The sequence below is a fragment of the Phaeobacter sp. CC-HEC084 genome (assembly GCF_059429255.1).
In genome coordinates, this window is record NZ_JCAIJQ010000002.1 from 1,914,967 (window position 1) to 1,940,926 (window position 25,960).

Below are 25,960 nucleotides of genomic sequence, written 5' to 3' on the forward strand. Positions count from 1 at the left end.
CCAACCAGAGGTCTGGAATACCCCCATAACCACCCAGGGTTGTATCACGTTATAGTGAGGTGTGGCTGTGCTCCTCTCCCTTGCCCGAATGTGCCAGTAATCAGTAGCCCGTTGTCAGGAACCAGAGCCAAATGCCCACCTTTGGGGCCTTCCCAAAGGGTTTGGCTTTCGGATGTAGCGAGTATCGTACCGAGTGGCCGTCGTTCAAACCGGACCATCGATGAGCATGGCCGCGCCGGGGGAATGGGCGGGCAGCGCGCAAGAAAAGCCTATCTCTTTTGCAACGCCCATTAACCAGGCTGGTCGCCCCATCGCGGCGTAAAAGTCCAAGAAACACCCCCAGCTCCGAACTCGGACAGACCGGGCCGAGAACGCGAGAGTACCACCCTCTGGTTCTCTCTCAGGCCGTGTCGCGTGACCGCCATAAGGACAGCTCTAATAAAATCGTAACTAGTCTTTACGGAAACTTACCGTTTGGCGCTTTGGTGCCCCATTCGTGCCGCGTTCTTCACCTTAACTGTCGCTGTCGGTCAGATTGGAAACGCAACTGATGACGTGGTCGGCTCCTCCGCCGGTCTCGACATGAATGGTCGCCTTGAACACGCGACGAACCAACAGCAGCCGCGCCTTTGGCGTGGGTCGGAGACACTTTTTTGATGAGTACAGCAGAAAAACTGACAAGGCCCGGTTACCTCAGCAAATCCATCGGCCTGATGTCCACCGCCGCCAGAGCTGCCGGTGTCGATCTTGGCGCCGCCATGAAGAAAGGTGACATCACCGCAGTGGATTATGCCACCATGGTGCATCGCTGCAATTCCTCCAACTGCGCGCGGAAATGCGAACACTGGCGCAACGCAGAACCCGATGCGACCGCTGCGCCCTCCTTCTGCGCCAACCTGGAAATCCTTGAGCGGCTGAAACCCTAATCCCGACACCTATGCCCGCAGCCTTGTGGCAGCCGAACTGCGGCGCGGCCCACAAGGGCCCTTGTCCTGCCTCTCTGCAGACCTGCAGACTGAACACCTGAGACTTCCCGGGGCGGCTTCCCTGGATTGCCCCCCCCGCTCGGCCAGGGTGAGATGCGGGGCATAGCGGTATGATTTCTGGGGGAGAATACGGCGCCCCAACGGCGTGCCATGCGGGCCCCTGATGAACCGCTCTGGCACTGTCTGCACCACCATTAACCAAATATTGGCCTGTTTGAGGGCATGATCCTGCTCATTCGAGTTTTTAACCATCAGCACCACCTGACAAATATCATCAGAGAAGCCACGCCGATGAAAATCAAACACCTTGCCGCCCGTATCGCCCTTACTTTTGCCGCCAGCGCTGCCATGTCTGCCGATCTGCAGCCCGGCGATCCCATTTCCGCAAAGATCTTTCTGCAGTTGCACAGCATCGAAAAACTGGCCGGTGAGGTCGTGCCGCTGGTGTCGGCGCCGGGCCGGGACTTTCGGGTTATCGATGGCGATTCGCTGGCTATGGGCGATCTGAACATCCGCCTCGTCGACATTGATGCGCCGCTCGCGGTGCAGCGCTGCAACACGCCGGACGGGTCCTATTGGGATTGCGCCGCCCAGGCGCGCCAACGGGTGCGCTCCATTGTGAACGAAGCTGAGCGGGTGGAATGCTTTAGCACCGATCAGGATCACTATGGCCGACACTTGGCCACCTGCGATGCCGATGGGGTCGACGTCGGGGCCCTGCTGGTCGAAGAAGGACTGGCCTGGGCGCATGAGAACGACGGCCGCTATGTCCCGCAGGCCTCGATCGCGCAGGCCAATGCGCGCGGCATCTGGCAGGCCGAAACCGCTCCGCCCTGGAACTGGGACGCCGAACAGGACTGACCGTTCTCACCACGTATGCAGACCGGACCGGGGGCCAGCGCATTTTGCCGGGCGCCCCTGGCCTTACCTTTGCACAGCCCCCTTTTTGACGCCCGCGGACGCCACCTGCAGCCGCGCCACCCGGTCTGTGCGGAGTTTTCGCATTCAGCACGGGATGCCGAATTCCGGTTGCGCCCGAACATAAAACTGCGTGGTCTTCAGCCGCGCAGCCTCCCATACAGCCCATTTTCCCACCTTGCCCGCATCGGGATTCGACCTTGCAACGCGCTCCTCTTGTTGTGGATGTTTCTTTCTGCAACAGTAATGACGTGTTCCCTTTCGACTGGTGCCAGTGAAGCTAACCGAAACAGAAACCGAGCTGATCTTTTCGATCATGCGAGACCTCAGTGGTGCCTTTGACCATTGCGAGGTCCGGCGCCGTGTCGGCCAAAAGATGCTGGATCTTCTCAAGGCGGATTATTTCGCCTCTTACGTCTGGGATGATGCCGAGCAGAGGTTCGTGTCCTGCGTTCAGATCAACATGAGCGAAGACAACCTGCGCCGCTACGAAAGCTATTTTCAGTTCAACGACCCGATCACACCAACCCTGCAAAAGCGCAAGAAGGCGACGCCGGTCAGCGAAGTGATGCGCCACGACCGGCTGGTCAAGACCGAGTTCTACAACGATTTCCTGAAGCAAGATGGCCTATGCTACGGTATGGATTTCTTTGCCTATGACCGGGGCGACAACATCGGCGACCTGCGGATCTGGCGCGGCGCAAACCGCGAGGATTTTACACCACGGGATGCCCGGATCGTGGATGCCGTCGGGCCCAGCCTTGTTAACGCGCTGGTCCGCGCGCGCAGTTCCACGCAGCAAACGCCCTCCTTGCGGTTTGCACATATCGCCGATGATCTGGGTCTGACGGTGCGCGAGGCCGAGGTTGCCGATCTCTTGATCACCGGCCTCAGCGATGATGAACTCTGCGCAAAGCTGGGCTTTTCCAAGCCGACCCTGCGCTCCCACATCGCCTCCATCTTCCGAAAATCCGGGCTGAACCGGCGTACCCAGCTGGCACCTTTCTTGGCCGAGAAAAATCATCATTTGTGATGATAGGAATGTAATCCTGCCGAAACCTATCCTGTTTCCCAACCATCAGGGAGACAGGAATGACGCTGGATTTGGAACGTTTGGACGCCGTTGCAACGGTCGCTGCGCTCAAGGAAGGATCGGTTTCACCGGCGGCCTATGCCGAAGCCTTGGCAGAGCGGGCCGCGAAACACGCCGATCTGAATGCGCTGCAAAGTTTCGATGCCGGGCAGGTTGTCCAAGCGGCGGCCGCAGCCTTTGAAGCCCACCCGGAGGCGGTGCTGGCCGGGCTGCCCATCGTGGCCAAGGACAATATCAACACAACGGCCTATCCGACCTCCGGCGGTACCAAGGCGCTTTTGAGGCATACTCCGGCCACCGATGCCGGTGTTGTGCAGCGCATCACCAAGGCGGGCGGCTTCATCGGCGCCAAGGCGGGGATGCACGAGCTCGCCTTCGGAATCACTTCGAACAATGCGGTCTCCGGCGCGGTGCACAATCCGGCAGATCCCGGCCTGATCGCCGGCGGCTCCTCCGGCGGCACCGCTGCCGCTGTTGCAGCCGGGATCTTCCCGGCGGGTCTCGGCACAGATACGGGCGGCTCCTGCCGCATTCCTGCAGCACTGTGCGGAGTGATTGGTTTCCGCCCAACCACCGGGCGCTATGACAGCGACGGAGTAGTGCCGATCTCCCACACCCGCGACACTGTCGGCACCCTGGCCCGCAGCACCCGCGACATAGCCCTCTTCGATGGGGTCCTATCCGGCGATGATGCCGCGCTCGCGGAGCTTGCGATGACCGATGTCACGCTGGGCGTGCCCCGGAACATGTTCTATGACAACCTCGATCCGGTGGTTGCCGCAGCGGTCGAGGCGCAGCTTTCGGTGCTGTCGGCGGCGGGAGCTAAGCTTGTCGACGTCGATTTCGATGGCATCTGGCAGCACAACGAAGCCTTCAGCTTCCCGGTCGTTTTCTACGAGGTCATGCGTGACCTTCCTGCCTATCTGGCCGAACACGCGCCAGAGGTTTCCTTTGAAACACTCATCAAGGGCATCGGATCCCCTGATGTGGCAGGCGCCATCGGCAGTCAGCTGGGGGACGAGGCGATGCCGGAAGCCGCCTACCGGGCTGCGATGGATGTGCACCGCCCAGCGATGCGGCAGATCTACGGCAAGGTCTTCGAAGACAACGGATTGGACGCGATTGTCTTCCCGACTACGCCCCTGCCCGCACGGCCCATCGGTGAGGACGAAACCGTTACATTGAACGGTGACCAATGCCCCACCTTCCCCACCTACATCCGCAATACCGATATTGGATCGAATATCGGCGCCCCAGGCATCTCGCTTCCGTGCCCCGTTTCCTCGGGCCTTCCGGTCGGCATCGAGTTTGACAGCCTGCCCGGCAAGGACCGTGCGCTGCTCGCTTTGGCGCGGGCCGCGGAAAAATCAATGGCGCGATAGACGCCGACATCCACACAGGGAGAATAAAAATGCTGAAAGCAACAACCAAACTCTTTGCCAGCGCTGCGGTGACGCTGGCCCTTGGGACGGTCTCTGCCGCCGCCGATATCAAGGTGGGCGTGCTGGTGCCGGATTCTGGCCCGGCAGGCCTGTTTGGCCCTTCCACTCGCAACTCGGCCACATTGGCGGCCGAGCAGATCAACGCGGCCGGTGGCATCAACGGCGAGGCAATCGAACTGGTCTTCGCCGATGTCGGCGTGCCCCCGGCCGAGGCTGCACAGGCCGCATTGCGCCTGTGGAAGGGCGAAGGCGCGCAAGCCTTTGTCGGCATGCATGATTCCGCAGTACGCGAAGCACTGACCGGGCGTTTCAACGGGCAAGTTCCCTATGTCTACACCCCTGTATACGAAGGCAACTCCTGCGCGCCCGGCCTATATGTCACCGGCGAAACCCCCAGCCAGCAGCTGGCACCGGTGATCCCATATCTGGCAGCAAATGAAGGCGCGTCGAAATGGTATCTGATCGGCCATGATTACAACTGGCCGCGCGACACAAATGCGCTCGCGAAGAACTATATCGCCGATGCAGGCGGTGAAGTGGTGGGCGAGGAATACGTGCCTTTCACGGTTTCTGAATTCGACTCCTCGCTGCAACGCATCAAGGAAAGCGGCGCCGACGCCATTCTGATCACGTTGGTCGGGGGCGGGTCCGTCGGCTTCAACGTCAGCTTTGCGGGGTTTGGTCTGGATGAGCAGGCCCTCCGCCTTGGTACATTGATCGAGGAAAACACCCTTGCAGGCATCGGCGCAGAGAACGCGGACCGGCTTTTCTCCTCTTCGGGATACTTTGCCTCCATCGACTCGGACGCTGCGGTTTCCTTTGCAGCGGATTACACGGCAGCCTTCGGGGCGGATGCGCCGGCCCTGAATGGCCTTGGTCAGTCCGCTTATGAAGGGCTGATGCTGCTGGCCGCGCTCGCGAACAAGACGGGCAGCCTTGACGTCGCCGCGATGGATGCCGCCGCCGAAGGTACCACATGGAGCACGCCCCGCGGTGAAAACACACTGACCGGACGCCATATGGCGCAGACGATCTATCTCGCCGATGGCAGCGGCGGCACCTTCGACATCGTTGCCTCCTTCGACAAGGTGGCCTCCTCCGAAGCCTGCGCGGACTGAGCCTGCGCCCATGTCCTCCGTTCTTATCCTCAACCTTGCCTGGCAGATCAGCACCCTGGCGCTGGTCGCGCTGGGGCTGGCCATCGTGTTTGGCAAGCTTCAGATCATGAATATGGCACATGGGGAATTCGTAATGATCGGGGCCTATGCCCCGGTCATCACTTCCTCGCTGGGTCTGCCTGCATGGCTGCAGGTTCCGGTTTGCCTGCTGACCGTTGCCATGGTGGCCTTCGTGCTTGAGCGCACGATCATCCGTCACCTCTATGGCCGGATGTTCGACAGCCTGCTGGCCACCTGGGGCATCGCCATCCTGCTCCGCGAAGCGGTGGAGCTGATCTTTGGACGGGGCTATCAATCCGTCACCCCGCCCATCAGCGGTACGATAAGCGTTCTGGGCGCCGACTACCCTGCCTATCGCATTGCCGTCATCCTTGGCATTCTCGCAGGTTTTGTCGCGCTGTTCTGGTGGAACAGCCGCTCCAAGGTCGCCACCCGGATCAAGGCGATGGTCGGCAATCCGGACCTGGCCGAGGCTGTGGGCATCAATACCGCCCGGCTGTCGGCTGGCGCTTTTATCTTCGGCTGCTGCACCGCTGGATTGGCCGGGTTGATCCTGGCGCCCACCATCCGGATTGAGCCGATGATGGGGCTCGATTACCTGATCCGCTCGTTCTTTGCCCTTGTGGTCGGCGGTCTTGGCTCCCTCGAAGGGCTGGGCATCGGCGCGGGCATTATCGCGGGAACGCAATCCGTCCTCGGGGCCGTTGCCAATCAGACCTATGGCTATCTGGCTGTTCTCTCTCTTTCCATTCTCTTTCTCTGGCTGAAACCTGATGGTATCCGTTCTTCTTCCCGTTAGCCTGCTTCTGGCAGTGCTTCTCCTGATCCCCGTGGTGTTCGGCGACTTCACGGCCTACCAGATCGGGCTGTACCTGATCTATGGCATCGCAGCGCAAGGCATCGGCTTTCTCTGGGGCAAGACCGGGGTGCTGCCGCTGGGGCAGGCACTGTTCTTCGGATTTGCCGCCTATGTCACGGCCAGCACCCTGCGCGCAGGAAACGGACTCGGCATCGACCTCCTCCTGGCCGTCACCGTATTGGCTGCCATCGCCGTGTTTGCTTTCCTTCTGGCCACGCTGATCTTTCGCGGTCGGAAGGAAAGCGGTCCATACTTTTCACTGATCACACTCGCCTTGGTGATGATCGCCGAACAGATCGCCGGAACCGCCACGCCGCTCACCGGCGGCTTCAACGGGATGAGTGGGTTTTCCAGCCTCGGCAATCTCGATCCCTTCGGAAGCTTTTACTACGTCATCGTGGCAGCCACAGTGTTGGTCAGCCTGTTGCTGTTCATCCTGAACCGACTTCCGGTCAACCTGATCGCCAAGGCCGTGGCCGACAACGAACCGCGCCTGCAGCTGCTCGGATTTCCGACCCATGTCATCAAAGGCGCAGCCTTTGCTTTCTCTGCCGCCATTGCGGCCCTGGCCGGGGGGCTTTTTGCTTCGCATCAGGGGATCGTGACGCCCACCTCGATGGGGTTCGGCCTCTCCGCTGAAATGGTCATCCTGACCGCTGTGGGCGGCCGGTTTCACGTGCTTGGCCCGCTGATCGGAGCCGTCATCGTCGGCTGGGCCTCAGCCGAGCTGCGCGACAGTTTCCCCTATTGGGAACTATTGATGGCCTTGGCTTTCATTCTAGTGGTGCTGAAGGCCCCCGGCGGCATCGCGGAGCTGCTGGAGGCCGCATACCGGCGTATCCGGCCCGCAACGCCCGGCAGGCGCGCGCCCTCCATCGCGGCTCCGCCAAGCAAACCGACCGACACCCCCGGCGCGCTGCGATTTGACGATGTGCATCTACAGATCGGTGTCGTCCGAATCCTGAACGGCGTGACCTTTGAGACGCCCTCGACCGGCATCATCAGCGTCATCGGGCCAAATGGCGCGGGTAAGACCAGCACGCTCAACGCGATCACCGGCAACCTGCAGATCACCCGCGGCAGCATTGCATTGGGGTCGTGCAACATTCACGCGCGCCCTCCTTACAAGGCGCTGCGCAGCGGCATTGGCCGCAAGTTGCAGGTGCCCTCCGTGTTCTTTTCCATGAACGTTTCAGAAAACCTGGCACTTGCCATGATGGCCAACCGGGCACGGCTGGTGGATCTGCTGCGCCCCGCGACCCTGCACTGGCGATCGGAATCGCTGACGGAACTTTTAAAACGCCCCGCGGTGCCTCTGCAGGAAGATCTGGTCGCGCCGGTCGCACATCTACCACAAGGCCACCGTCAGTTTCTGGAATACGCCATGACCATCGCATCTGAGCCTCGGGTATTGCTGCTGGACGAACCCTGTGCAGGGCTTTCCCCGGATGAAACCGCGTTGATGACCGAACTTGTGCGGACATATCAGGCACAAACCGGCGGTCTGGTCATCGTCATCGAACACGACATGAGCATCGTTCAGGCGATCTCGGACAAGGTTCTGGTCCTGCACCTCGGGCAGGTGCTCGCCTTTGACAGCTTCGACAAGGTGCGCAGCAATCCCGAGGTTCAGGCCGTCTATGCGGGAGGCACCAAATGACCTCGCTTCTGGAAATCGACAATCTGACCGGCGGCTACCGGGACACCCATGTTCTGTTCAACGTCTCGGCCCGGATCGAAGCAGGCAGTGTTCTGGGCGTCTTTGGCCGGAACGGTGTCGGCAAGACCACCCTTGCACGACTTGTGCAGGGCAGCCTGATTGCGGGGGCTGGTGATATCCGGCTGGAAGGGCGTTCTGTCGCCTCACGTCCTTCGCATGCCCGGCGCAAACGCGGCATCGGTTACATGCCCCAGACATCAATGGTGTTCGACGATCTGACGGTCAGGGAAAACCTGACCCTCGGCAGCAACCGGGAGGGACCGGAGAGGTATTTCGACCGCTTCCCAAGGCTGGCAGAACGGCTGGACCAGCCCGCAGGCACCATGTCCGGCGGTGAGCGTAAAATCCTGGCCTTTGTCCGCGCTATGATCGAGGACACAAAGGTGATTGTCCTTGATGAACCCTCCGAGGGCGTTCAGCCGGAAAACATCGCCCATATGGCGGAGTGCCTGATGGACCGTGCGAAAGCCGGGGCCGGTATTCTGTTGTGCGAACAGAACCTCAGCTTTCTGACCGGTATTTCCGATTGGTATCTCGGCCTCGACGCCGGAACGGTGGTTCTGGACAAACCCGCAAACGAGGTCTCCATAGAGCGATTACGGTCGATATTAAGCCTATGACCGAGACTAAAATCGGCAGTTCCCTGCGCGCGCCAACACTCAAACGAGCAAATGTGAAAAGAGGGAATGGTGGGTGATAAGAGATTTGAACTCCTGACATCTTCGATGTGAACGAAGCGCTCTACCACTGAGCTAATCACCCGTGGGATCGGGTATTACCGTCAGGATCACCGCTCTGCAAGAGGGGGATATGAAGATTTTCACCAGTCTCCTTCTTTTTCGGCTTCCTCTTTTCACATCCCTCCTGCACTGGCCGCCTCAGCCAGGTCCGCCGGGCAGCACATCGCGGCGGATCATGGTGCGCAGGGTGAAGCTGGACCGCGTATTGCGGATCCCCGGCACCCGCATCAACTGCTCTTCCAGAAAGCGGTCGAAATCCGTCAGATCCTGCGCCACCACCCGCAGCAGGATATCGCGACTGCCTGTCATCAGGTAGCACTCCATCACTTGATCGAACTGGCGCACGGCATTTTCAAAGGCCTGCAGCGCGTCCTTCGACTGGCGCTCCAGCTCAACAGCGACAAAAATGGTGACGGCCAGCCCGACCTTGGCCTGATCGACCCGCGCGGAATAGCCGGTGATGATCCCGGCTTCTTCCAGCATCGACACCCGCCGGGCGCAGGGGGTGGGCGACAGGCCGACCTCTTCTGAGAGCTGCGCCAGCTTCATGCGCCCGTCCCGCTGCAGCGCGGTGACAATCCTGCGATCGATAGCGTCCATAGCGATTTCCTCCATTACTTGGCGCCATGTTAGCAAATTGCTCCAAAACCAACCACTCCTGAGGGCGTCTTTGGAAAATTTCCGAAGCCCATACCCGGTATTCTGGGGCTGTTAGTTCAGGAGCCTGTCAGTATGACCCTCACCAAAATCGCCTCTCCCGGTCACGAAGAAATCTACCGTGTCGACGATCCCGCCGTCGGTCTGACCGGCTTCATCGCCATCCATTCAACCGAGGCCGGACCGGCCGCTGGCGGGCTGCGGATGCGCGCCTATGCCACTGCGGATGAGGCGCTGGATGATGTTCGGCGGCTGAGCGAGGGCATGACCTACAAGAACGCCGCGGCGGGCCTGCCGCTGGGCGGCGGCAAGGCGGTGATCATCAGCGACCCGACAACAAGCAAAACGCCAGAGATGCTGCGCGCCTTTGGCCGGGCGATCGACAGCCTGAACGGCCGCTACATCACCGCCGAGGATATGGGCATGAGCCCTGCCGACATGGCGCTGCTCGCCGATGAAACGCCCTATGTCGCCGGTCTGGCAGACGGGGAGTTTGCCAGCGGCGATCCCTCCCCCATCACCGCGCGCGGCATCTTCAACGCCATCCGCACCGCCCGGGCGCACAAGGTCGGCAGCGCCGATCTGCAGGGCGTCACGGTGGCAGTGCAGGGGCTGGGCCATGTGGGCTGGTATCTGTGCCAGTTCCTGAATGACGCGGGCGCCGGTCTGATCGTCACAGATGTGGACCCACAGCGCATCGAACGCGCGGTCGCGGAATTCGGCGCCCGCCCGGTTGCCATCAACAAGATCTGCACCGTGCAGGCGGATATCTTTGCCCCCTGTGCCATTGGCGGCATCCTCAATGCCGAGACCATCCCCCTGTTGCAGGTCGGGATCGTCGCAGGCGGTGCCAACAACCAGCTGGCCACCCCCGAGGACGGTCAGGCCCTGCATGAACGCGGCATCCTTTATGCGCCCGATTTCATCGCCAATGGCGGCGGCATCATCAACGTAGCGACCGAGATCCTGAAAATCGCGGATCGCGAGGCCTATGTGGCCAAGAAACTTGCTGCGCTGGAAGCGACCATGGCCGAGGTGCTCAACCAGGCGCGTCAGCAGGACATCAGCCCGGATGCCGTGGCCATTGCCGCCGTGCGGGCGAAGATGGCGCAGGCCGCAGCGGCTTAAGCCCACCCCAACGATTACAGAAATGCAACAGCGGCAGCTGCCATTTGGCGCTGCCGCTTGTCAGCGCGGGTTTGCCTCCCTATTTAGGGCAGAAGACATGGGGCTGACGCCTCATGCATTTGGAGATTTTATGGAAGAGACCCGGGCATAAGCCCGTTCCCGGCACAGCACATCGGGAACGCAGGACGCAACAAGGACACTCACGGCATCGGCTGAGTGACCTCTTTCCTTGCACTCTCATAAAATCGAGACTTCCGTTGAATATCTCAAAACACGAGCAACGCGTGTTGCACGAGCTCGCCCTTGGCGGCAGCATCCATCATGAACGCAGTGAAAACGGCAAGATCCGCAGTATCATCTGCTATACGCGCGAGGGCAACGTTCTGTCGGACTGCACCCTTGGCGTCTTTCAGCGCCTGCACAAACGCCGTTTCATCCAATCGCGCGACGGCAAACCCTATCGCGCCTCGCGACTGGGGATCAAAGCCGTACGCGCGCAGCTGAACCAACGATAACATCATGACATCAAAGGAGCAGACCATGGAATTTGTGTCAGGCCACAAGGGGCGAACAGCAGAGATCACCGACCTGTTCGCCGCCTCCTTCACCGCGTCGGAAGGCGCCGACGAAGGGCAAACCATCGCTGCGCTGGTGCGCGCCCTGTTCACCACGGTGGCAGAGGAGGATTTGTTTATCTTCTCCGTGCTAGAGGGCGGCGCGGTGGTTGCCAGCATCCTGTTCACGCGGATGCGCTATGATCAGGACGACCGGGTCGTCTTTCTACTTTCGCCGGTAGCGGTTGCGCCGGATCAGCAGGGCAAGGGCACCGGTCAGGCGCTTCTGCGCCATGGCCTCAGCCAGCTGAAAAGGGATGGCGTTGATATCATCCTGACCTATGGCGATGTCAATTTCTACGCCAAGGTCGGGTTCAGGCAGATCACCGAACAGGAGGCCGCGGCGCCCATGCCCCTGTCCTACCCGCATGGCTGGCTGGGCCAATCGCTGACTGGGGGAGCCTTCGCGCCGCTGGTCGGCCCTGCCTCCTGCGCCGCGCCCTTCCGAAATCCGGAGTATTGGTAGGTATCGAGCAAAAAAAGAAAAAGGCGGCCCAAGCGGGCCGCCTTTCCTGTCTTACTGCTACCGGCACTTAGTGCGCGGTCGGGGCTGCCGATGCGGATTTCGCCTCCAGCGCGGCCTGGGCTGCGGCGGCCTCTTCGGCCTCCTCGTCCCATTCGATCGGCTCAGGGCTGCCCACCAGTGCGTGTTTCAGCACTTCGGACACGTGGCTCACCGTGATGATCTCCAGACCTTCCTTCACGTTGTCGGGAATATCCGGCAGATCCTTGGCGTTTTCCTCGGGGATCAGCACCGTCTTGATGCCACCGCGCAGGGCTGCCAGCAGTTTTTCCTTGAGCCCGCCGATGGCCAGCGCATTGCCACGCAGAGTGACTTCGCCGGTCATGGCGATGTCCTTGCGTACCGGGATCCCGGTCAGCACCGACACGATGGAGGTCACCATGGCCAGACCCGCCGAGGGGCCGTCCTTGGGCGTGGCACCTTCGGGCACGTGCACGTGGATGTCCCACTTGTCGAACTTTGGCGGCTTGATCCCCAGCTGCGGCGCAACCGAGCGCACATAGCTGGAAGCAGCCTCGATCGACTCCTTCATCACATCGCCCAGTTTACCGGTGGTCTTCATGCGACCCTTGCCCGGCAGGCGCAGTGCCTCGATGGAGAGAAGCTCACCACCGACAGACGTATAGGCCAGACCGGTCACGACACCGACCTGATCTTCCTTTTCAGCAAGACCAAAGCGGTATTTAGGAACGCCCAGGAATTCGTCGAGGTTGTCATGGGTGACCTTGACGCTCTCGGCTTCCTTCTTGACGATCTTGGTCAGCGATTTCCGCGCCACCTTTGCGATTTCCCGCTCCAAGTTCCGCACGCCCGCCTCGCGGGTGTAGGTGCGGATGATGTCGGTCAGCGCCTCATCCGTCAGTTCGAATTCCTTGGCCTTGAGGCCGTGGTTCTTCACCTGCTTGGACACGAGGTGCTGCTTGGCGATTTCGCGCTTTTCGTCCTCGGTGTAGCCCGACAGCGGAATGATCTCCATCCGGTCCAGAAGCGGACCCGGCATGTTGTAGCTGTTGGACGTGGTCAGGAACATCACGTTCGAGAGGTCGTATTCCACCTCCAAGTAGTGGTCCACAAAGGTGGAATTCTGTTCCGGATCAAGCACTTCCAGCATCGCCGAGGCCGGGTCGCCACGGAAATCCTGGCCCATCTTGTCGATCTCGTCGAGCAGGATCAGCGGATTGGTGGTTTTCGCCTTCTTCAGCGCCTGGATGATCTTACCGGGCATCGAGCCGATATAGGTCCGGCGGTGACCGCGGATCTCACTCTCGTCGCGCACGCCGCCAAGGCTGATGCGGATGAATTCACGCCCCGTTGCCTTGGCCACGGATTTGCCAAGCGAGGTCTTACCCACACCCGGAGGGCCAACGAGGCACAGGATCGGCCCCTTCAGCTTGGCCGAGCGCTGCTGCACGGCAAGGTATTCGACGATGCGTTCCTTGACCTTCTCAAGGCCGTAGTGGTCCTTGTCGAGGATATCCTGCGCGCGGTTGAGGTCTTTCTTGACGCGGGATTTTGTGCCCCACGGGATCGACAGCATCCAGTCCAGATAGTTGCGCACAACCGTGGCTTCGGCCGACATGGGCGACATGTTCTTGAGCTTCTTCAGCTCGGCGTCGGCCTTTTCGCGGGCTTCCTTGGACAGCTTGGTCTCGGCGATTTTCTCTTCCAGTTCGGCCACTTCGCCCGAACCTTCTTCGCCATCGCCCAGCTCCTTCTGAATGGCCTTCATCTGCTCATTCAGGTAGTACTCGCGCTGGGTCTTCTCCATCTGGGATTTGACGCGGGTCTTGATCTTCTTCTCGACCTGCAGGACAGACATTTCGCCCTGCATCAGGCCATAGACCTTTTCCAGACGTTCGCTGACCGAGAGGGTCTCGAGCAACTCCTGCTTGCGGTCCACCTCGATACCCAGGTGACCGGCAACAAGGTCCGCCAGCTTGGCGGGCTCGGTGGTCTCGCCAACTGCGCTCAGCGCCTCTTCGGGGATATTCTTGCGCACTTTTGCGTAGCGTTCGAATTCATCACCAACGGTGCGCACCAGCGCCTCGGTGGTGGTGACGTCGCCGGGCATCTGGTTCAGCAGTTCGGCGCGGGCTTCGAAATAGCTGTCGTTTTCCAGGAAATCGGTGATCTTGACGCGGGTCTGGCCCTCGACCAGCACCTTGACGGTGCCATCGGGCAGCTTCAGCAGCTGCAGCACATTGGCCAGAACGCCGACGCGGTAGATGCCATCGCTTTCCGGATCGTCCTCAGAGGGGTCGATCTGGCTGGACAGCAGGATCTGTTTGTCATCGGCCATCACCTCTTCCAGGGCGCGTACCGATTTCTCCCGGCCGACAAACAGCGGCACGATCATGTGCGGGAACACCACGATGTCACGCAGCGGCAGCACGGGATAGGAAGAATTGAGTGGCTCTTGCATACTCGGTCCTTTTCTTTGGCAAGACGTCCAGGCCCCAGGTAGCGGCAGCCGCAGGCGTCTCCTCTTTGATCTGTTATCTGGTGCGGTTCAGCATGTATTTCAACCGCAGCGCCTCAATCTTTGCGCTCACATTGCCCCTGCAGGGCGGCGACCACAAGGGCGCAAATGCAGGAAGGGTGAGCAAATGGTGAAGGGGGCTGCGAGCTGCCCCCGGTTTGGGCCATGCGGGTCAATTCAGCGTCGCATCAGGGTGATGAATCCCCGCTCCATCCGCCCGCCCGGCCCGGTTTCAATATAGGTTCCGCTCATCCGTGTTTCATCGATCAAGAACAGGCGCACCTCCTGCCGCAAGACCTCTCCGGTGCCGGTTGAACGCTCGGCCAGCAGGGTCAGCCTGATCAACTGATCGGCGCCGCAGGGCAGCGGCCCCAGAGACACCTCATCCAGGAACACCTCGGCATCATCCGGCAGATCACCGCGGCCGACGCTTTCGGCGCGCAGCCCCGTGCCGGGCTTTAGTGGGCCCCGGTCCTGTACAGAGATCCCAAAAAGCCCCAGCACCGGCGAATCCGCCACCAGCCTGCCATTGCGAAACCGCAGCGACAGGGTATCGCCGCTGCGTTGCGGCAGCGGCACCATCTCGATGCGCCCGCCGACAGCCGTCGACATCTCTCCCGGGCCTTTTTGAACGATCCACTGGCCGCGCAGCCCGGCAGAGCCACCTTTGACCAGATCCTCTAGCGGAATGCTGCAACCGTTAAGGCGCGGCGCCTTGAAGAAACTTGATGCCTCTGCCAGCGATCCTGGCGTGGTGTTATCCTGTGTCGCCTGCGCCTGAGCTGCCATCGAGCCGCCCATCAAGGCCGCAAAAGCCAGCGCCAGATACCACCTCATCACCATTCTCCCCTTTTGGCGGGAAACTAGTAAAAAGGTCTTCACAACTGGTGAACAAGGCATAACCGGTCGCCACGCAGGTACAGGGCAATCAGCCCCCGCCTCTTACCCGGAAAAGGGTGGTCAGCGGTCTTATACCCCCCGATTACACCGGCTCGATATCACCTTCAGCGCGGGTGTCGTGGAAGTCCTTCTGCCAAGCCTCGAACGTCCCCGCCGCAATCGCATCGCGCATGCCCTGCATGATCTCCTGAAAGTAATGCAGGTTGTGCCAGGTCAGCAGCATGCCCGAAATCATCTCGTTGGCGCGGAACACATGGTGCAGGTAGGCGCGGCAATAGTTCGAACAGGCCGGGCAGCTGCACTCTTCATCCAGCGGGCGCGGGTCGTCGGCGTGGCGCGCGTTCTTGATGTTGACCACCCCGCGGCGGGTAAAGACCTGCCCGGTCCGGCCGGATCGCGACGGCAACACGCAATCCATCATGTCGATGCCGCGCGCCACCGCGCCGACGATATCGTCGGGCTTGCCAACGCCCATCAGGTAGCGCGGCTTGTCCTGCGGCAGCATGTCCGGCGCGTAGTCAAGGCAGCCGAACATCGCCTCCTGCCCCTCGCCCACCGCAAGACCGCCCACCGCGTAGCCATCAAAACCGATGTCGGTCAGCGCCTTGGCGCTTTCCTCGCGCAGGTCCTGTTCCAGCCCGCCCTGCATGATCCCGAACAGGGCATGACCGGGCCGGTCGCCAAACGCGTCCTTGGACCGCTCGGCCCAGCGCATCGACAGGCGCATCGACTCGGCAATGCGGTCGCGGTCCGCAGGCAACGCCGGGCATTCGTCGAAACACATCACGATATCGCTGCCCAAGAGCCGCTGGATCTCCATCGAGCGTTCTGGCGTCAGCTCGTGCCGGGAGCCGTCGATATGGCTTTTGAAGGTCACGCCCTTCTCGGTCAGCTTGCGAAGGCCCGCCAGCGACATCACCTGAAACCCACCCGAGTCGGTCAGGATCGGACGCTGCCAGTTCATGAACTTGTGCAATCCGCCCAGCCGGTCGATCCGCTCAGCCGTTGGACGCAGCATCAGGTGGTAGGTATTGCCCAGCAGGATGTCAGCGCCGGTGGCGCGCACGCTTTCCGGCATCATCGCCTTGACCGTCGCAGCGGTGCCAACGGGCATGAAGGCAGGCGTGCGAATGTCACCGCGCGGCGTCTGGATCACACCGGTGCGTGCTTTTCCGTCCTGCGCTTTCATTTCAAACTTGAAAAGCTCTGACATTTCGACTTCCTGCGTTAGTTCTGTCATCTGACGACCATAAGATTCCCCTAATGCCAAGGAGCCAAGCGCATGTCCACAGACGAGCACGCCGCAAAACTGACCCTCGGTTGGGAGGAATGGGTAAGCCTGCCGGGGCTTGGCCTGCCCGCAATGAAGGCCAAGGTCGACACCGGCGCCCGCACCTCTGCCCTGCATGCCACTGAAATCGAAACCTTCGGACCGGCTGCCGCCCCCAAGGTACGCTTTACCGTCCACCCCGTGCCAGGGCAGGAAGGGCTGCGGATCCCCTGCTCTGCCGATATTATCGACCGGCGTGAGGTGACCTCCTCCAATGGCGAAAGCGAAATGCGCTATGTCATCTCGACCGATCTGGTGGTCGATGGCCACAGCTGGCCCATCGAAGTCACCCTCACCGATCGCAGCGGTATGACACTGCATATGCTTCTGGGCCGTCAGGCGTTGGGAGAGAACGTCGCGGTGGCACCTTCGGAACGGTTCTGCCAACCGGAACTAGACTATTCGGTCTATGCCTCGAAAAACATCCGCAAGGCCGCGCCGAACCGGGTGCTGCGCATTGCTGTACTCAGCCGCGAGGATAATTTCTCCACCCGCCGACTGGTGGAAGAGGGCGAAAAACGAGGCCACACCGTCGAGGTCATCGACACCACACGCTGCTACATGGACATCAACGCGCTGGCGCCCGAAGTGCACTACGACGGCAAGCGTCTGCCGCGCTATGACGCGGTGATCCCGCGCATCGGCGCCTCGATCACCCCATATGGCACCGCCGTGCTGCGCCAGTTCGAGACCCTTGGCACCTTTTGCGTCAACGGCAGCGCTGGCATTACCGCCAGCCGCGACAAGCTGCACGCCCATCAGGTACTGGCACGTCAGAAGATCGGCATGCCCGAAACCGCCTTTGCCGCCTCGCCCAAGGATACAAAGAACCTGATCGACATCGTCGGAGGTGCCCCCCTGATCGTGAAACTGCTGGAAAGCACGCAGGGTAAAGGCGTGGTGCTGGCCGAAACCAAGAAGGCCGCCGAATCCGTGATCACCGCCTTTCGCGGGCTCAAGGCAAACTTCCTGGTGCAGCAATTCGTGAAAGAGGCCAATGGCGAGGATATCCGCTGTCTAGTGGTCGGTTCCAAAGTGGTTGCGGCGATGAAACGCTCGGGCGCCGAGGGTGACTTTCGCTCCAATCTACATCTTGGCGGCAGCGCCGTGTCGGTCCGGATCAGCAAGGAAGAACGCGCCACAGCCGTCAAGGCAGCCAAGGCCTTTGGCCTCAATGTCGCGGGTGTCGACCTTCTGCGCTCGGAAAACGGGCCAAAGGTGCTGGAGGTCAATTCCTCGCCCGGGCTGGAAGGTATCGAACGGACCTCGAAGAAAAACATCGCCGGGCTGATCTATGACGAGATCGAAGACCACGTGCGCCCCGCCCCCCTGCGGGTGCGCAAACAGGCGACGGCGCGCAAGTGATCCCACTGGCGGCGGCAGGGCTTGACCGCGCGCCGCCGCCACCCGATCTTGGTTCCATACCTTTCAGACAGGATTTCCAGTTATGAGCGAAGATCAGATTACCGCCCTCTTGTCCGGCAGCCTGCTTTACATTCTCGGGGCGATCTTCCTGATCGTCGTCATTCTCAAAGGCGTCCGGATCGTTCCGCAGTCGGAAAAATTTGTCGTCGAACGTTTTGGCCGCCTGAAGTCGGTGCTTGGCCCGGGCATCAATTTCATCGTGCCTTTTCTGGATGCGGTCCGCCACAAGGTCTCGATCCTTGAACGGCAACTGCCGAACGCCAGCCAGGATGCGATCACCCGCGACAACGTGCTGGTAGAGATCGATACGTCGGTATTCTACCGCATCCTGGAGCCGGAAAAGACAGTCTACCGCATCCGGGATGTAGATGGTGCCATCGCCACCACCGTCGCCGGGATTGTTCGCGCTGAAATCGGCAAGATGGATCTGGATGAGGTGCAATCCAACCGCTCGCAGCTGATTGGCGAGATCAAGCGCAGCGTCGAAAGCGCCGTGGATGACTGGGGGATTGAAGTGACGCGCGCCGAGATCCTTGACGTGAACCTCGATCAGGCCACCCGCGATGCGATGTTGCAGCAGCTCAATGCCGAACGCGCGCGCCGGGCGCAGGTGACCGAGGCGGAAGGCAAGAAACGCGCGGTGGAACTCGCCGCCGATGCCGAACTGTATTCCGCCGAACAAACCGCCAAGGCCCGCCGCATTCAGGCCGATGCCGAAGCCTATGCGACCGGAGTGGTGGCCAAGGCGATTGCCGAAAACGGTCTGGAGGCGGCGCAGTATCAGGTGGCGCTGAAACAGGTGGAGGCGCTCAATACTCTTGGCGCAGGCACCGGCAGCCAGACCATCGTGGTCCCGGCGCAGGCGCTTGAGGCCTTTGGCGATGCCTTCAAGATGCTGAAAGGAAACAAGTAATGGCCGCTCCCTTCTGGGCACTTTGGTGGGTCTGGTGCGCTGCGGCGCTGGTACTTGGCATTCTGGAGGTGCTGGCGCCGGGCTTTGTCTTCCTGGGTTTTGCCATCGGCGCCCTTGGCGTCGGGGTACTGCTTCTTGCGATGGGCAGCGGCACCTTTGGCCTGCCTGTGCTGGTCTTCCTCTTTGCGGCGATATCGCTCATCGCCTGGCTTGTCCTGCGCCGCGCCTTTGCCCTGCCTCGCGGGCAGGTGAAGACCTTTGACACGGATATCAACGACTAGTCAAAAATCGCCTCTATCATCTGCACCAGCGCGCAAGTTCCCTGCGGTCCAAGACTGGACGCCGCTTGCCCTGTTCCCTATATAAACGGTCGGATAACCAGTCAGGGACCGATATGACCAACGCTTCCGAACCTCTTGAAGGGGCGCCGCTGATCGCGCCGTCTTCTGTTTCCCACCCGCTTTACGATGCGGTGGCAGACGCATGCCGTAGCGTCTATGACCCTGAAATCCCGGTCAATATCTACGAGCTGGGCCTGATATACACCATCGACATCAACGAAGAAAACGACGTCAAGATCATCATGACCCTGACCGCGCCGGGTTGCCCCGTCGCTGGTGAGATGCCGGGCTGGATCGTCGATGCGATCTCGCCCGTACCCGGCGTTAAATCCGTCGATGTCGAACTGACCTGGGAGCCGCCCTGGGGCATGGAGATGATGTCGGACGAGGCGCGTTTGGAACTTGGGTTCATGTAACCCCTGCCCCGTGCATCATCACAATAGTTTCATGGGATCGCGGCGCGGGTGTTACCCGGCGCCGCGATTTTTATTTCAAACCTGATTTTTTTCCGGAGAATCCCTTTGCGCCTTTCCCGTGCCCTGTCGGCCCTTACCCTGCCCGGCCTGCTCCTGTCGCTTGCCGCCACTTCTGTTGTCGCCGAAACCGCCCTGACCTATGGGCCGCGTCCGGCCTATCTGATCGACAAACTGCCCGCGGGCGCGCTGAAGGAGAGGCTGCAGTCCTGCGCCGCGCAGGTGCCGCAGCGCACGGAATTCTCCATCGGTCATCGCGGCGCACCGCTGCTCTTTCCCGAACACACCATCGAAAGCAACATGGCCGCCGCGCAGATGGGCGCCGGGATCCTTGAGTGCGACGTGACCTTTACCAAGGATCTGGAACTGGTCTGCCGCCATGCCCAGAACGATCTTCACACCACCACCGATATCCTGACCAGCGATCTGGCCGACACCTGCATCACCCCCTTCACCCCCGCAGGCGGCGGCGCGGACGCCAAGGCCGAGTGCCGCACCTCGGAGATCACGCTGGAAGAGTTCCGCAGCCTGACTCCCAAGATGGACAGCCGCGACAAGACGGCGAAGACCGCAGAAGCCTATCAGGGCGGCGTCGCCCCATGGCGCAGCACGCTCTATGTCGATGGCGCGCGCAGCATGACCCACGCTGAGTCCATCGCCCTGTTCCGCAGCATTGGCGCCAAGTTCACGCCCGAGTTGAAGGCACCGGCGGTAAAGATGCCCTTCAACGGATTCACGCAGGAAGACTACGCGCAGAAGCTGGTGGAAGAGTACAAATCCGCGAGCGTGCCAGCATCGGATGTCTGGCTGCAAAGTTTCGATCTCAGCGATGTCCTATATTGGATAGAGAACGAGCCAGAGTTCGGCGCGCAGGCGGTGTACCTCGATGACCGCTATTCCAAATCCGATGCCGATGAAGGCAAGGTGGATCCGTCCAACCCCGCGAGTTTCAAGCCGAGCATGCAGGAGCTGGCAGATATGGGGGTTAACTATATCGCACCGCCGATCTGGATGCTGCTGGCGCTGGAGGACGGGAAGATCGTGCCCTCCCCCTATGCCATCAAGGCGCGCGAGGCGGGGCTCAAGATCATCGCCTGGTCGATGGAGCGCTCTGGGCCGCTGACAAATGGCGGCGGTTGGTATTACCGGTCAGTGAAACCGGCGATCTCGGATGCCTCGGCCTATTATCAGGTGCTGGATGTTCTGGCACAGGATGTGGGCGTCTCCGGTGTCTTTTCCGACTGGCCCGCAACGGTGACCTATTACGCCAACTGCATGGGACTGTAGACAAAAAAACCGCCACCGCACAGGCACCTGTGCATCGCATCTGCCGCCGCCCCCTTGAGCCTGCCGCCGCAGGACCCTAGATTGAGGGTAACGCGCGAAACTGGAGACTTTCATGTTCGGTATCCCCGGCAAACAGGCTGTAACCATCACCCCGAAGGCTGCGGCGCAGATTTCAAAGCTGATGCAGAATGCGGGCCACGCGGGCCTGCGCATTGGCGTGAAAAAAGGCGGCTGCGCCGGCATGGAATACACCATGGAATACGTCGATGACGCCGATCCCAATGACGAGGTCGTGGAACAAGACGGCGCCCGGGTGATGATCGCACCGATGGCACAGATGTTCCTGTTTGGCACCGAGATCGACTATGAAACCACGCTGCTGGAAAGCGGGTTCAAGTTCAACAACCCCAACGTCGCCGAGGCCTGCGGCTGCGGCGAGTCGATCAGCTTCAAGGATATGCCCGGCGCCTGAACTCAGACGACTGATCACCCTAGATTACGGCATTCATTGCATGGGGCGGCTTCGGTCGCCCTTTTGTGTTTCCAATGGCCACGCCAGCGGCGTCTTGCACAATTGCTCCCTCTGCCGCGGGGTGCTACCACCACGCCACAGAACAACAAGGGAAGCGACACATGCGGCGGAAACTGGCGGCGGGAAACTGGAAAATGAACGGCACCGGGGCAGAGCTGGTTGAGCTTGCTGCGCTGGCTGAAGGCCATCCGGCGCCGGATGGCACCGACATCCTGATCTGCCCGCCCGCAACGCTGCTGTCGCGCGCAGCGGACACCACCCGCGGCGGACCGGTACAAATCGGTGGTCAGGACTGTCACGCCGCGACCTCGGGCGCGCATACCGGCGATCTGAGCGCGGCGATGCTGCTGGATGCAGGCGCGAGCGCGGTGATCCTGGGCCACTCTGAACGCCGTGCCGATCACGGTGAAACCGACGCCATCGTCCTTGCCAAGGCCGAAGCCGCCATGGCCGCTGGCCTGCTGGCCGTGGCCTGCCTTGGCGAGACCCTGGAAGAGCGCGAAGCGGGCAAGACCCTTTCGGTCGTCGGCACACAGCTGGCCGGTTCGGTGCCGGAGGGCGCCAGCGGCGCCACGCTGGTCGTCGCTTATGAACCGGTCTGGGCCATCGGCACCGGCAAGGTTCCAACGCTGGAGCAGATCGGCGAAGTGCACGATTTCCTGCGCGCCGAGCTGACCAACCGCTTTGGCGCCGAGACCGCCGAAGGCATTCGCCTGCTTTACGGTGGCTCGGTGAAACCCGGAAATGCGGCCGAAATCTTTGCCGTGTCGAACGTGGACGGCGCCCTTGTCGGCGGCGCCAGCCTGACGGCGGCGGATTTCTCTCCGATCATCTCGGCTCTGGAAAACGCCTGACCAAGAGGCGCGGCCTCACACATCAATGACAAGCCCGGCTCTGACGCAGAGCTGGGCTTTTTTACGGCCTTTGCTTACAAAAATGGCGCCCCGATCTCCCGGGGCGCCCTCACTCGTACCAACTCTTACACAACTCGGTACTCGTGAATCTCTAGTTCGTTATAATCTCCGGCCCCATTAGCGCGTTCGGGATCATCGTGCTGAGCCATGGGATATAGGTCACCATGATCAAGAAGACGAAGAGCACCGCCAGGAACGGCAGGGCCGCCCGGACCACCGCCATCATCGGCATGCCCGCAACCCCGGAGGTCACGAAGAGGTTCAGGCCAACCGGCGGGGTGATCATGCCGATCTCCATGTTGACCACCATGATGATGCCCAGATGGATCGGGTCGATGCCCAGCTCGATCGCGATCGGGAACACCAGCGGCGCAACGATCACCAACAGGCCCGACGGTTCCATGAACTGACCGCCGATCAGCAGGATCACGTTCACCACGATCAGGAACATCACCGGGCCAAAGCCCGCCGACAGCATGGCATTGGCGATATGCTGCGGCACCTGCTCGTCGGTTAGTACATGTTTCAGGATCAGCGCGTTGGCGATCACGAACATCAGCGTCACGGTCAGCTTGCCCGCATCGAACAGCGCCCGTTTGGTGTCCTTGTGGAACCAGACCGACAGCAGCGCAAGCGGCGCCTGCAGGACGGTGCGGCGCGGGCGCACCTCGGTTCCCGCCAGCGGTCCCATGTCGCGGTAGACAAAGGTTGCCACCAGGAAAGCATAGACGGATGCCACGGCGGCGGCTTCGGTCGGCGTGAAGATCGCGCCTTCCTTGTAAAGCCCCAGTTCAGGCGAATACCACGGGTAGCCATAGATACCGACCATGATGATCACGATCAGGAACAGGCCCCAGAACGCCTCGCGGAAGGAGGCGCCGACCTCGGCCCAGCCTGCCCAGTCGCCCTTGGGCATGTTCTTGATCCGGGCGATGACGTAGATCGTCACCATCAGCATCACCCCGGCCAAAAGGCCCGGAATGATACCGGCAAGGAACATCCGTCCGACCGAAACGTCGACCGATGCCGCATAGACCACCATCACGATGGAGGGCGGGATCAGGATGCCAAGCGTGCCGGCGTTGCAGATTACACCGGCGGCGAACTCCTTGGAATAGCCCGCTTGGCGCATTGCTGCGATCACGATGGAGCCGATGGCCACCACAGTCGCCGGAGAAGACCCGGACAGCGCCGCGAACATCATGCAGGCAAAGACGCCAGCGATGGCCAGACCGCCCTGAAAATGGCCGACGCAGGCAATCGAGAACCGGATGATCCGCTGCGCCACACCGCCGGTCGACATGAAGGTCGAGGCGAGAATGAAGAACGGGATGGCCAAGAGGGTGAAATGGCCTTCGAAGGCTTCGAACAATGTGCCGGCGACCGAGGCCAGCGAACTGTCCGAATAGACCAGCAGAAACAGGGTGGAGCTGAGGCCCAGCGAGACGGAGATCGGCACGCCGATCAGCATCAAGCCAACCACCATGGCAAAAAGCAGAACGACGTCCATCAGTTTTCTCCCCCCGTCTTTTCTCCGGTGGCGCGGGCGCGGGCCTCGTCCAACTCGTCCTCAACCTCGTGGCTGGCCACCAGCCGGTCGGCCTCACCGCGCCAGATACGCAGGGCAGCCTGCACAAAGCGGATCACAAGCAGCAGCATCGACAGCGGCAGGATCAGATACGGCACCACTTTGGGTAGTTTTTCGTAGGAATCCCCGTAGTTGATCAGATCCTCCAGAAACCGGAAGATCCCCACCATCGGCACGTCCTGCACCTCGTAAAAGCTTTGGCTGCGGGCCTTCATGTCCAGCCCCGTCGGGAACCAGCGCCCCGAGGTCGGCGGCAGATCCGCAAACACCGCCCAGTAATCATAGGCGCCTTTCAGCAACAGCAGCGAAAACAGCAGGCAGGCGCCAACCGCGATCAGCCCCACAACGCGACGTGCAGGCGGCGCAAGCGTGTTGACGATGGCATCCACCCCCAGGTGCGCATGCGTCTTGACCGCGTAAGACGCCCCCAGCAGCACCAGCCAGGCAAAAAGGAACACCGTCAGCTCCAGCGCCCAGAGGATATTGGAGTTGAACACGAAACGCGCCACCACATTGGCAAAGGTGATCACTGTCATCAGCCCCAACAGCAGCGCGATCAGCGTTTCTTCCAGCGTATTGATGACCCCGGCCGGGCCGGTTCTTGCCCCCGACATGCCAGTCTCCCCTGCTATGTTGATAAAATGGTGCAGGCGGCGGATCCCCACGCCGCCTGCAAAACGGGGCGCAGCACTCATCCTTGGATGGCGCGCCCCGGGGTGCGGCTATCAGAAGCCTGCGTTGATCGCCTGTGCGGCGTCGATCTTGTCCTGACCCACGTCACCGGCGAACTGCGCCCAGACGGGTTTCATGGTGTCGACCCAGGACTGGCGCTGCTCGGCCGAGAGCTGACGCACGGTGCCACCGGCATCAATGATCGCCTGCTTGGCTGCTGCGTTGACCTTGGCGGATTCAGAGTTCCGCGCTTCGGTCACTTCCGACAGGATGGTCAGGAACTGGTCGCGTACTTCCGGCTCCAGGCTGTCCAGCCAGTCCACCGAGGTCACCACCAGATAGTCGATGATGCCGTGGTTGGTTTCGGTGATCCCGTCCTGCACTTCGAAGAACTTCTTGCCGTAGATGTTGGACCAGGTGTTTTCCTGACCATCGACAACACCCTGCTGCAGAGCGCCGTAGACTTCGGAGAAGGCCATTTTCTGCGGGCTGCCACCGATCGCTTCCATCTGCGCCACCAGCACGTCCGAGGACTGCACGCGGAACTTCAGGCCATTGGCATCGGTCGGTTCGACCAGCGGTTTGTTGGCCGACATCTGCTTCATGCCATTGTGCCAGTAAGCCAGGCCCTGCAGGCCACGGCGCTGCATCGAATCCAGCATCGCCTGACCGTTGTCGGACGCCTGGAAGGCATCAACCGCATCGATGTTCTTGAACATGAACGGCAGGTCGAACAGACGGAACTGTTTGGTGAACTTTTCGAACTTGGACAGCGACGGCGCGGCCAGCTGCACGTCGCCCTGCAGCATCGCTTCGAGCACCTTGTTGTCATTGTAGAGGGTCGAGTTCGGATAGACCTCAAGGCACATGGTGCCGTTCATCTCTTCGTTGACACGCTTTTCCAGCAGCGTCGCGGCAATCCCCTTGGGGTGCTTGTCGGTGTTGGTGACGTGGCTGAACTTGACGACGATCTCGCCTTCGTCACAGGCCGCCTGAACGGCGCCAGCGGATACGGTCATCGCCAGAGCGGCGGCGGTAGCAGTCAGGAACTTCATAATAGTCCTCCCAGATTTCTCTCCATAGCCTGTGCGCAATGCACAAGCCCCGTGGGAAGGATCGCGAATCGCACTGCCCCGCTCAAGAATTGAGTCGTGATTCGGCTGATTTTGATTTTTTTATAAACTTTTCAGATAGATGCATGGCGCCCAGTTCTCGGGCGCAGGCGCCTAAATTGTAGGCTGTGCGAAA

26 protein-coding genes and 1 tRNA gene are annotated in these 25,960 nt (G+C 61.1%); 18 read left to right on the forward strand and 9 right to left on the reverse strand.

Translation table 11 applies throughout. From position 1 onward, the window contains the following. Window positions 1-656: 656 nt before the first annotated feature. Entirely contained in the window at window positions 657-926 is a 270-nt protein-coding gene (locus AC5SSZ_RS09365) for a DUF6455 family protein (RefSeq protein WP_082996122.1), read from the forward strand. Window positions 927-1,277: 351 nt separating this feature from the next. Further along, a complete protein-coding gene (locus tag AC5SSZ_RS09370) occupies window positions 1,278-1,847 on the forward strand; it encodes a thermonuclease family protein (protein ID WP_065273219.1) in 570 nt (189 codons plus the stop codon). Between the two features lie 144 nt (window positions 1,848-1,991). Here AC5SSZ_RS09370 and AC5SSZ_RS09375 read toward each other — a convergent pair whose 3' ends face one another. After that, window positions 1,992-2,222, reverse strand: a complete 231-nt coding sequence (locus AC5SSZ_RS09375) for a hypothetical protein (RefSeq protein WP_495438031.1) — start codon at window positions 2,220-2,222, stop codon at window positions 1,992-1,994. Here AC5SSZ_RS09375 and AC5SSZ_RS09380 point away from each other — a divergent pair. Genes AC5SSZ_RS09380 through AC5SSZ_RS09405 form a run of 6 tightly spaced genes read left to right on the forward strand, consistent with a single transcriptional unit; the run spans window position 2,221 to window position 8,816 of the window. Continuing rightward, the gene (locus tag AC5SSZ_RS09380; protein ID WP_368997371.1) at window positions 2,221-2,937 is read left to right on the forward strand and encodes a helix-turn-helix transcriptional regulator; all 717 of its coding nucleotides are present in this window, start codon (window positions 2,221-2,223) and stop codon (window positions 2,935-2,937) included. The two genes, AC5SSZ_RS09375 and AC5SSZ_RS09380, sit on opposite strands and share 2 nt — an antisense overlap. A 59-nt stretch (window positions 2,938-2,996) precedes the next feature. Next, a complete protein-coding gene (gene iaaH / locus AC5SSZ_RS09385; protein ID WP_495438033.1) occupies window positions 2,997-4,379 on the forward strand; it encodes an indoleacetamide hydrolase in 1,383 nt (460 codons plus the stop codon). Between the two features lie 29 nt (window positions 4,380-4,408). Further along, window positions 4,409-5,557 (forward strand): substrate-binding domain-containing protein, encoded by a 1,149-nt coding sequence (locus AC5SSZ_RS09390; RefSeq protein ID WP_495438034.1) that lies wholly within the window; start codon window positions 4,409-4,411, stop codon window positions 5,555-5,557. Between the two features lie 10 nt (window positions 5,558-5,567). Next, a complete protein-coding gene (locus AC5SSZ_RS09395; protein ID WP_495438035.1) occupies window positions 5,568-6,416 on the forward strand; it encodes a branched-chain amino acid ABC transporter permease in 849 nt (282 codons plus the stop codon). After that, window positions 6,391-8,136 carry a branched-chain amino acid ABC transporter ATP-binding protein/permease gene (locus AC5SSZ_RS09400; protein WP_495438036.1) on the forward strand — a complete coding sequence of 582 codons (1,746 nt, stop codon included), beginning with the start codon at window positions 6,391-6,393 and terminating at the stop codon, window positions 8,134-8,136. The genes AC5SSZ_RS09395 and AC5SSZ_RS09400 overlap by 26 nt, the downstream gene beginning before the upstream one ends. Beyond that, entirely contained in the window at window positions 8,133-8,816 is a 684-nt protein-coding gene (locus AC5SSZ_RS09405; protein ID WP_274868831.1) for an ATP-binding cassette domain-containing protein, read from the forward strand. The genes AC5SSZ_RS09400 and AC5SSZ_RS09405 overlap by 4 nt, the downstream gene beginning before the upstream one ends. Before the next feature lie 67 nt (window positions 8,817-8,883). Here AC5SSZ_RS09405 and AC5SSZ_RS09410 read toward each other — a convergent pair. Together AC5SSZ_RS09410 and AC5SSZ_RS09415 are read right to left on the reverse strand one after the other, a co-directional pair. Continuing rightward, window positions 8,884-8,958 (reverse strand) — tRNA-Val (locus tag AC5SSZ_RS09410). A gap of 116 nt (window positions 8,959-9,074) precedes the next feature. Continuing rightward, window positions 9,075-9,536 (reverse strand): Lrp/AsnC family transcriptional regulator, encoded by a 462-nt coding sequence (locus tag AC5SSZ_RS09415; RefSeq protein ID WP_065273805.1) that lies wholly within the window; start codon window positions 9,534-9,536, stop codon window positions 9,075-9,077. 132 nt (window positions 9,537-9,668) lie between these two features. On the opposite strand from AC5SSZ_RS09415, the gene AC5SSZ_RS09420 reads away from it, so the two are divergent. The 3 genes from AC5SSZ_RS09420 to AC5SSZ_RS09430 all read left to right on the forward strand — a co-directional run bounded on the left by AC5SSZ_RS09420 (window position 9,669) and on the right by AC5SSZ_RS09430 (window position 11,801). After that, complete coding sequence (locus AC5SSZ_RS09420; RefSeq protein ID WP_495438037.1) at window positions 9,669-10,721, forward strand: Glu/Leu/Phe/Val family dehydrogenase; 1,053 nt, start codon at window positions 9,669-9,671, stop codon at window positions 10,719-10,721. Between the two features lie 257 nt (window positions 10,722-10,978). After that, complete coding sequence (locus tag AC5SSZ_RS09425; RefSeq protein ID WP_065273212.1) at window positions 10,979-11,236, forward strand: YjhX family toxin; 258 nt, start codon at window positions 10,979-10,981, stop codon at window positions 11,234-11,236. 25 nt (window positions 11,237-11,261) lie between these two features. Then, on the forward strand, window positions 11,262-11,801 hold the full coding sequence (locus AC5SSZ_RS09430; protein WP_495438038.1) for a GNAT family N-acetyltransferase: 540 nt from the start codon (window positions 11,262-11,264) through the stop codon (window positions 11,799-11,801). 67 nt (window positions 11,802-11,868) lie between these two features. Here AC5SSZ_RS09430 and lon read toward each other — a convergent pair whose 3' ends face one another. From lon to tgt, 3 genes are all read right to left on the reverse strand, one after another. Next, on the reverse strand, window positions 11,869-14,280 hold the full coding sequence (gene lon / locus AC5SSZ_RS09435) for an endopeptidase La (RefSeq protein ID WP_274828687.1): 2,412 nt from the start codon (window positions 14,278-14,280) through the stop codon (window positions 11,869-11,871). Between the two features lie 234 nt (window positions 14,281-14,514). Beyond that, window positions 14,515-15,174, reverse strand: a complete 660-nt coding sequence (locus AC5SSZ_RS09440) for a hypothetical protein (protein WP_495438039.1) — start codon at window positions 15,172-15,174, stop codon at window positions 14,515-14,517. A 145-nt stretch (window positions 15,175-15,319) separates the two neighbouring features. Further along, a complete protein-coding gene (gene tgt / locus AC5SSZ_RS09445) occupies window positions 15,320-16,450 on the reverse strand; it encodes a tRNA guanosine(34) transglycosylase Tgt (protein ID WP_274836779.1) in 1,131 nt (376 codons plus the stop codon). A 69-nt stretch (window positions 16,451-16,519) separates the two neighbouring features. Between tgt and rimK the strand changes: the two genes are divergently transcribed. The 7 genes from rimK (at window position 16,520) to tpiA (ending at window position 22,392) form a co-directional block, all read left to right on the forward strand. Further along, complete coding sequence (rimK, locus tag AC5SSZ_RS09450; RefSeq protein WP_274833641.1) at window positions 16,520-17,932, forward strand: 30S ribosomal protein S6--L-glutamate ligase; 1,413 nt, start codon at window positions 16,520-16,522, stop codon at window positions 17,930-17,932. An 82-nt stretch (window positions 17,933-18,014) separates the two neighbouring features. After that, complete coding sequence (locus AC5SSZ_RS09455) at window positions 18,015-18,905, forward strand: SPFH domain-containing protein (protein WP_065273207.1); 891 nt, start codon at window positions 18,015-18,017, stop codon at window positions 18,903-18,905. Further along, on the forward strand, window positions 18,905-19,186 hold the full coding sequence (locus tag AC5SSZ_RS09460) for an NfeD family protein (RefSeq protein WP_065273206.1): 282 nt from the start codon (window positions 18,905-18,907) through the stop codon (window positions 19,184-19,186). The genes AC5SSZ_RS09455 and AC5SSZ_RS09460 overlap by 1 nt, the downstream gene beginning before the upstream one ends. A gap of 113 nt (window positions 19,187-19,299) precedes the next feature. After that, the gene (locus AC5SSZ_RS09465; protein ID WP_065273205.1) at window positions 19,300-19,662 is read left to right on the forward strand and encodes an SUF system Fe-S cluster assembly protein; all 363 of its coding nucleotides are present in this window, start codon (window positions 19,300-19,302) and stop codon (window positions 19,660-19,662) included. A gap of 105 nt (window positions 19,663-19,767) precedes the next feature. Next, the gene (locus AC5SSZ_RS09470; protein ID WP_495438040.1) at window positions 19,768-21,006 is read left to right on the forward strand and encodes a glycerophosphodiester phosphodiesterase family protein; all 1,239 of its coding nucleotides are present in this window, start codon (window positions 19,768-19,770) and stop codon (window positions 21,004-21,006) included. Between the two features lie 112 nt (window positions 21,007-21,118). Beyond that, window positions 21,119-21,478, forward strand: coding sequence for a HesB/IscA family protein (locus tag AC5SSZ_RS09475; protein ID WP_065273204.1), 360 nt, complete (start codon window positions 21,119-21,121; stop codon window positions 21,476-21,478). Window positions 21,479-21,639: 161 nt separating this feature from the next. Further along, window positions 21,640-22,392 carry a triose-phosphate isomerase gene (gene tpiA, locus AC5SSZ_RS09480; RefSeq protein ID WP_495438041.1) on the forward strand — a complete coding sequence of 251 codons (753 nt, stop codon included), beginning with the start codon at window positions 21,640-21,642 and terminating at the stop codon, window positions 22,390-22,392. 151 nt (window positions 22,393-22,543) lie between these two features. On the opposite strand, the gene AC5SSZ_RS09485 is transcribed toward tpiA, so the two are convergent. The 3 genes from AC5SSZ_RS09485 to AC5SSZ_RS09495 form a co-directional block, all read right to left on the reverse strand. Then, complete coding sequence (locus tag AC5SSZ_RS09485) at window positions 22,544-23,962, reverse strand: TRAP transporter large permease (RefSeq protein ID WP_274833635.1); 1,419 nt, start codon at window positions 23,960-23,962, stop codon at window positions 22,544-22,546. Then, entirely contained in the window at window positions 23,962-24,654 is a 693-nt protein-coding gene (locus AC5SSZ_RS09490; RefSeq protein WP_065273801.1) for a TRAP transporter small permease, read from the reverse strand. The genes AC5SSZ_RS09485 and AC5SSZ_RS09490 overlap by 1 nt, the downstream gene beginning before the upstream one ends. 111 nt (window positions 24,655-24,765) lie before the next feature. Beyond that, on the reverse strand, window positions 24,766-25,767 hold the full coding sequence (locus tag AC5SSZ_RS09495) for a DctP family TRAP transporter solute-binding subunit (RefSeq protein ID WP_065273201.1): 1,002 nt from the start codon (window positions 25,765-25,767) through the stop codon (window positions 24,766-24,768). Window positions 25,768-25,960 lie beyond the last annotated feature (193 nt).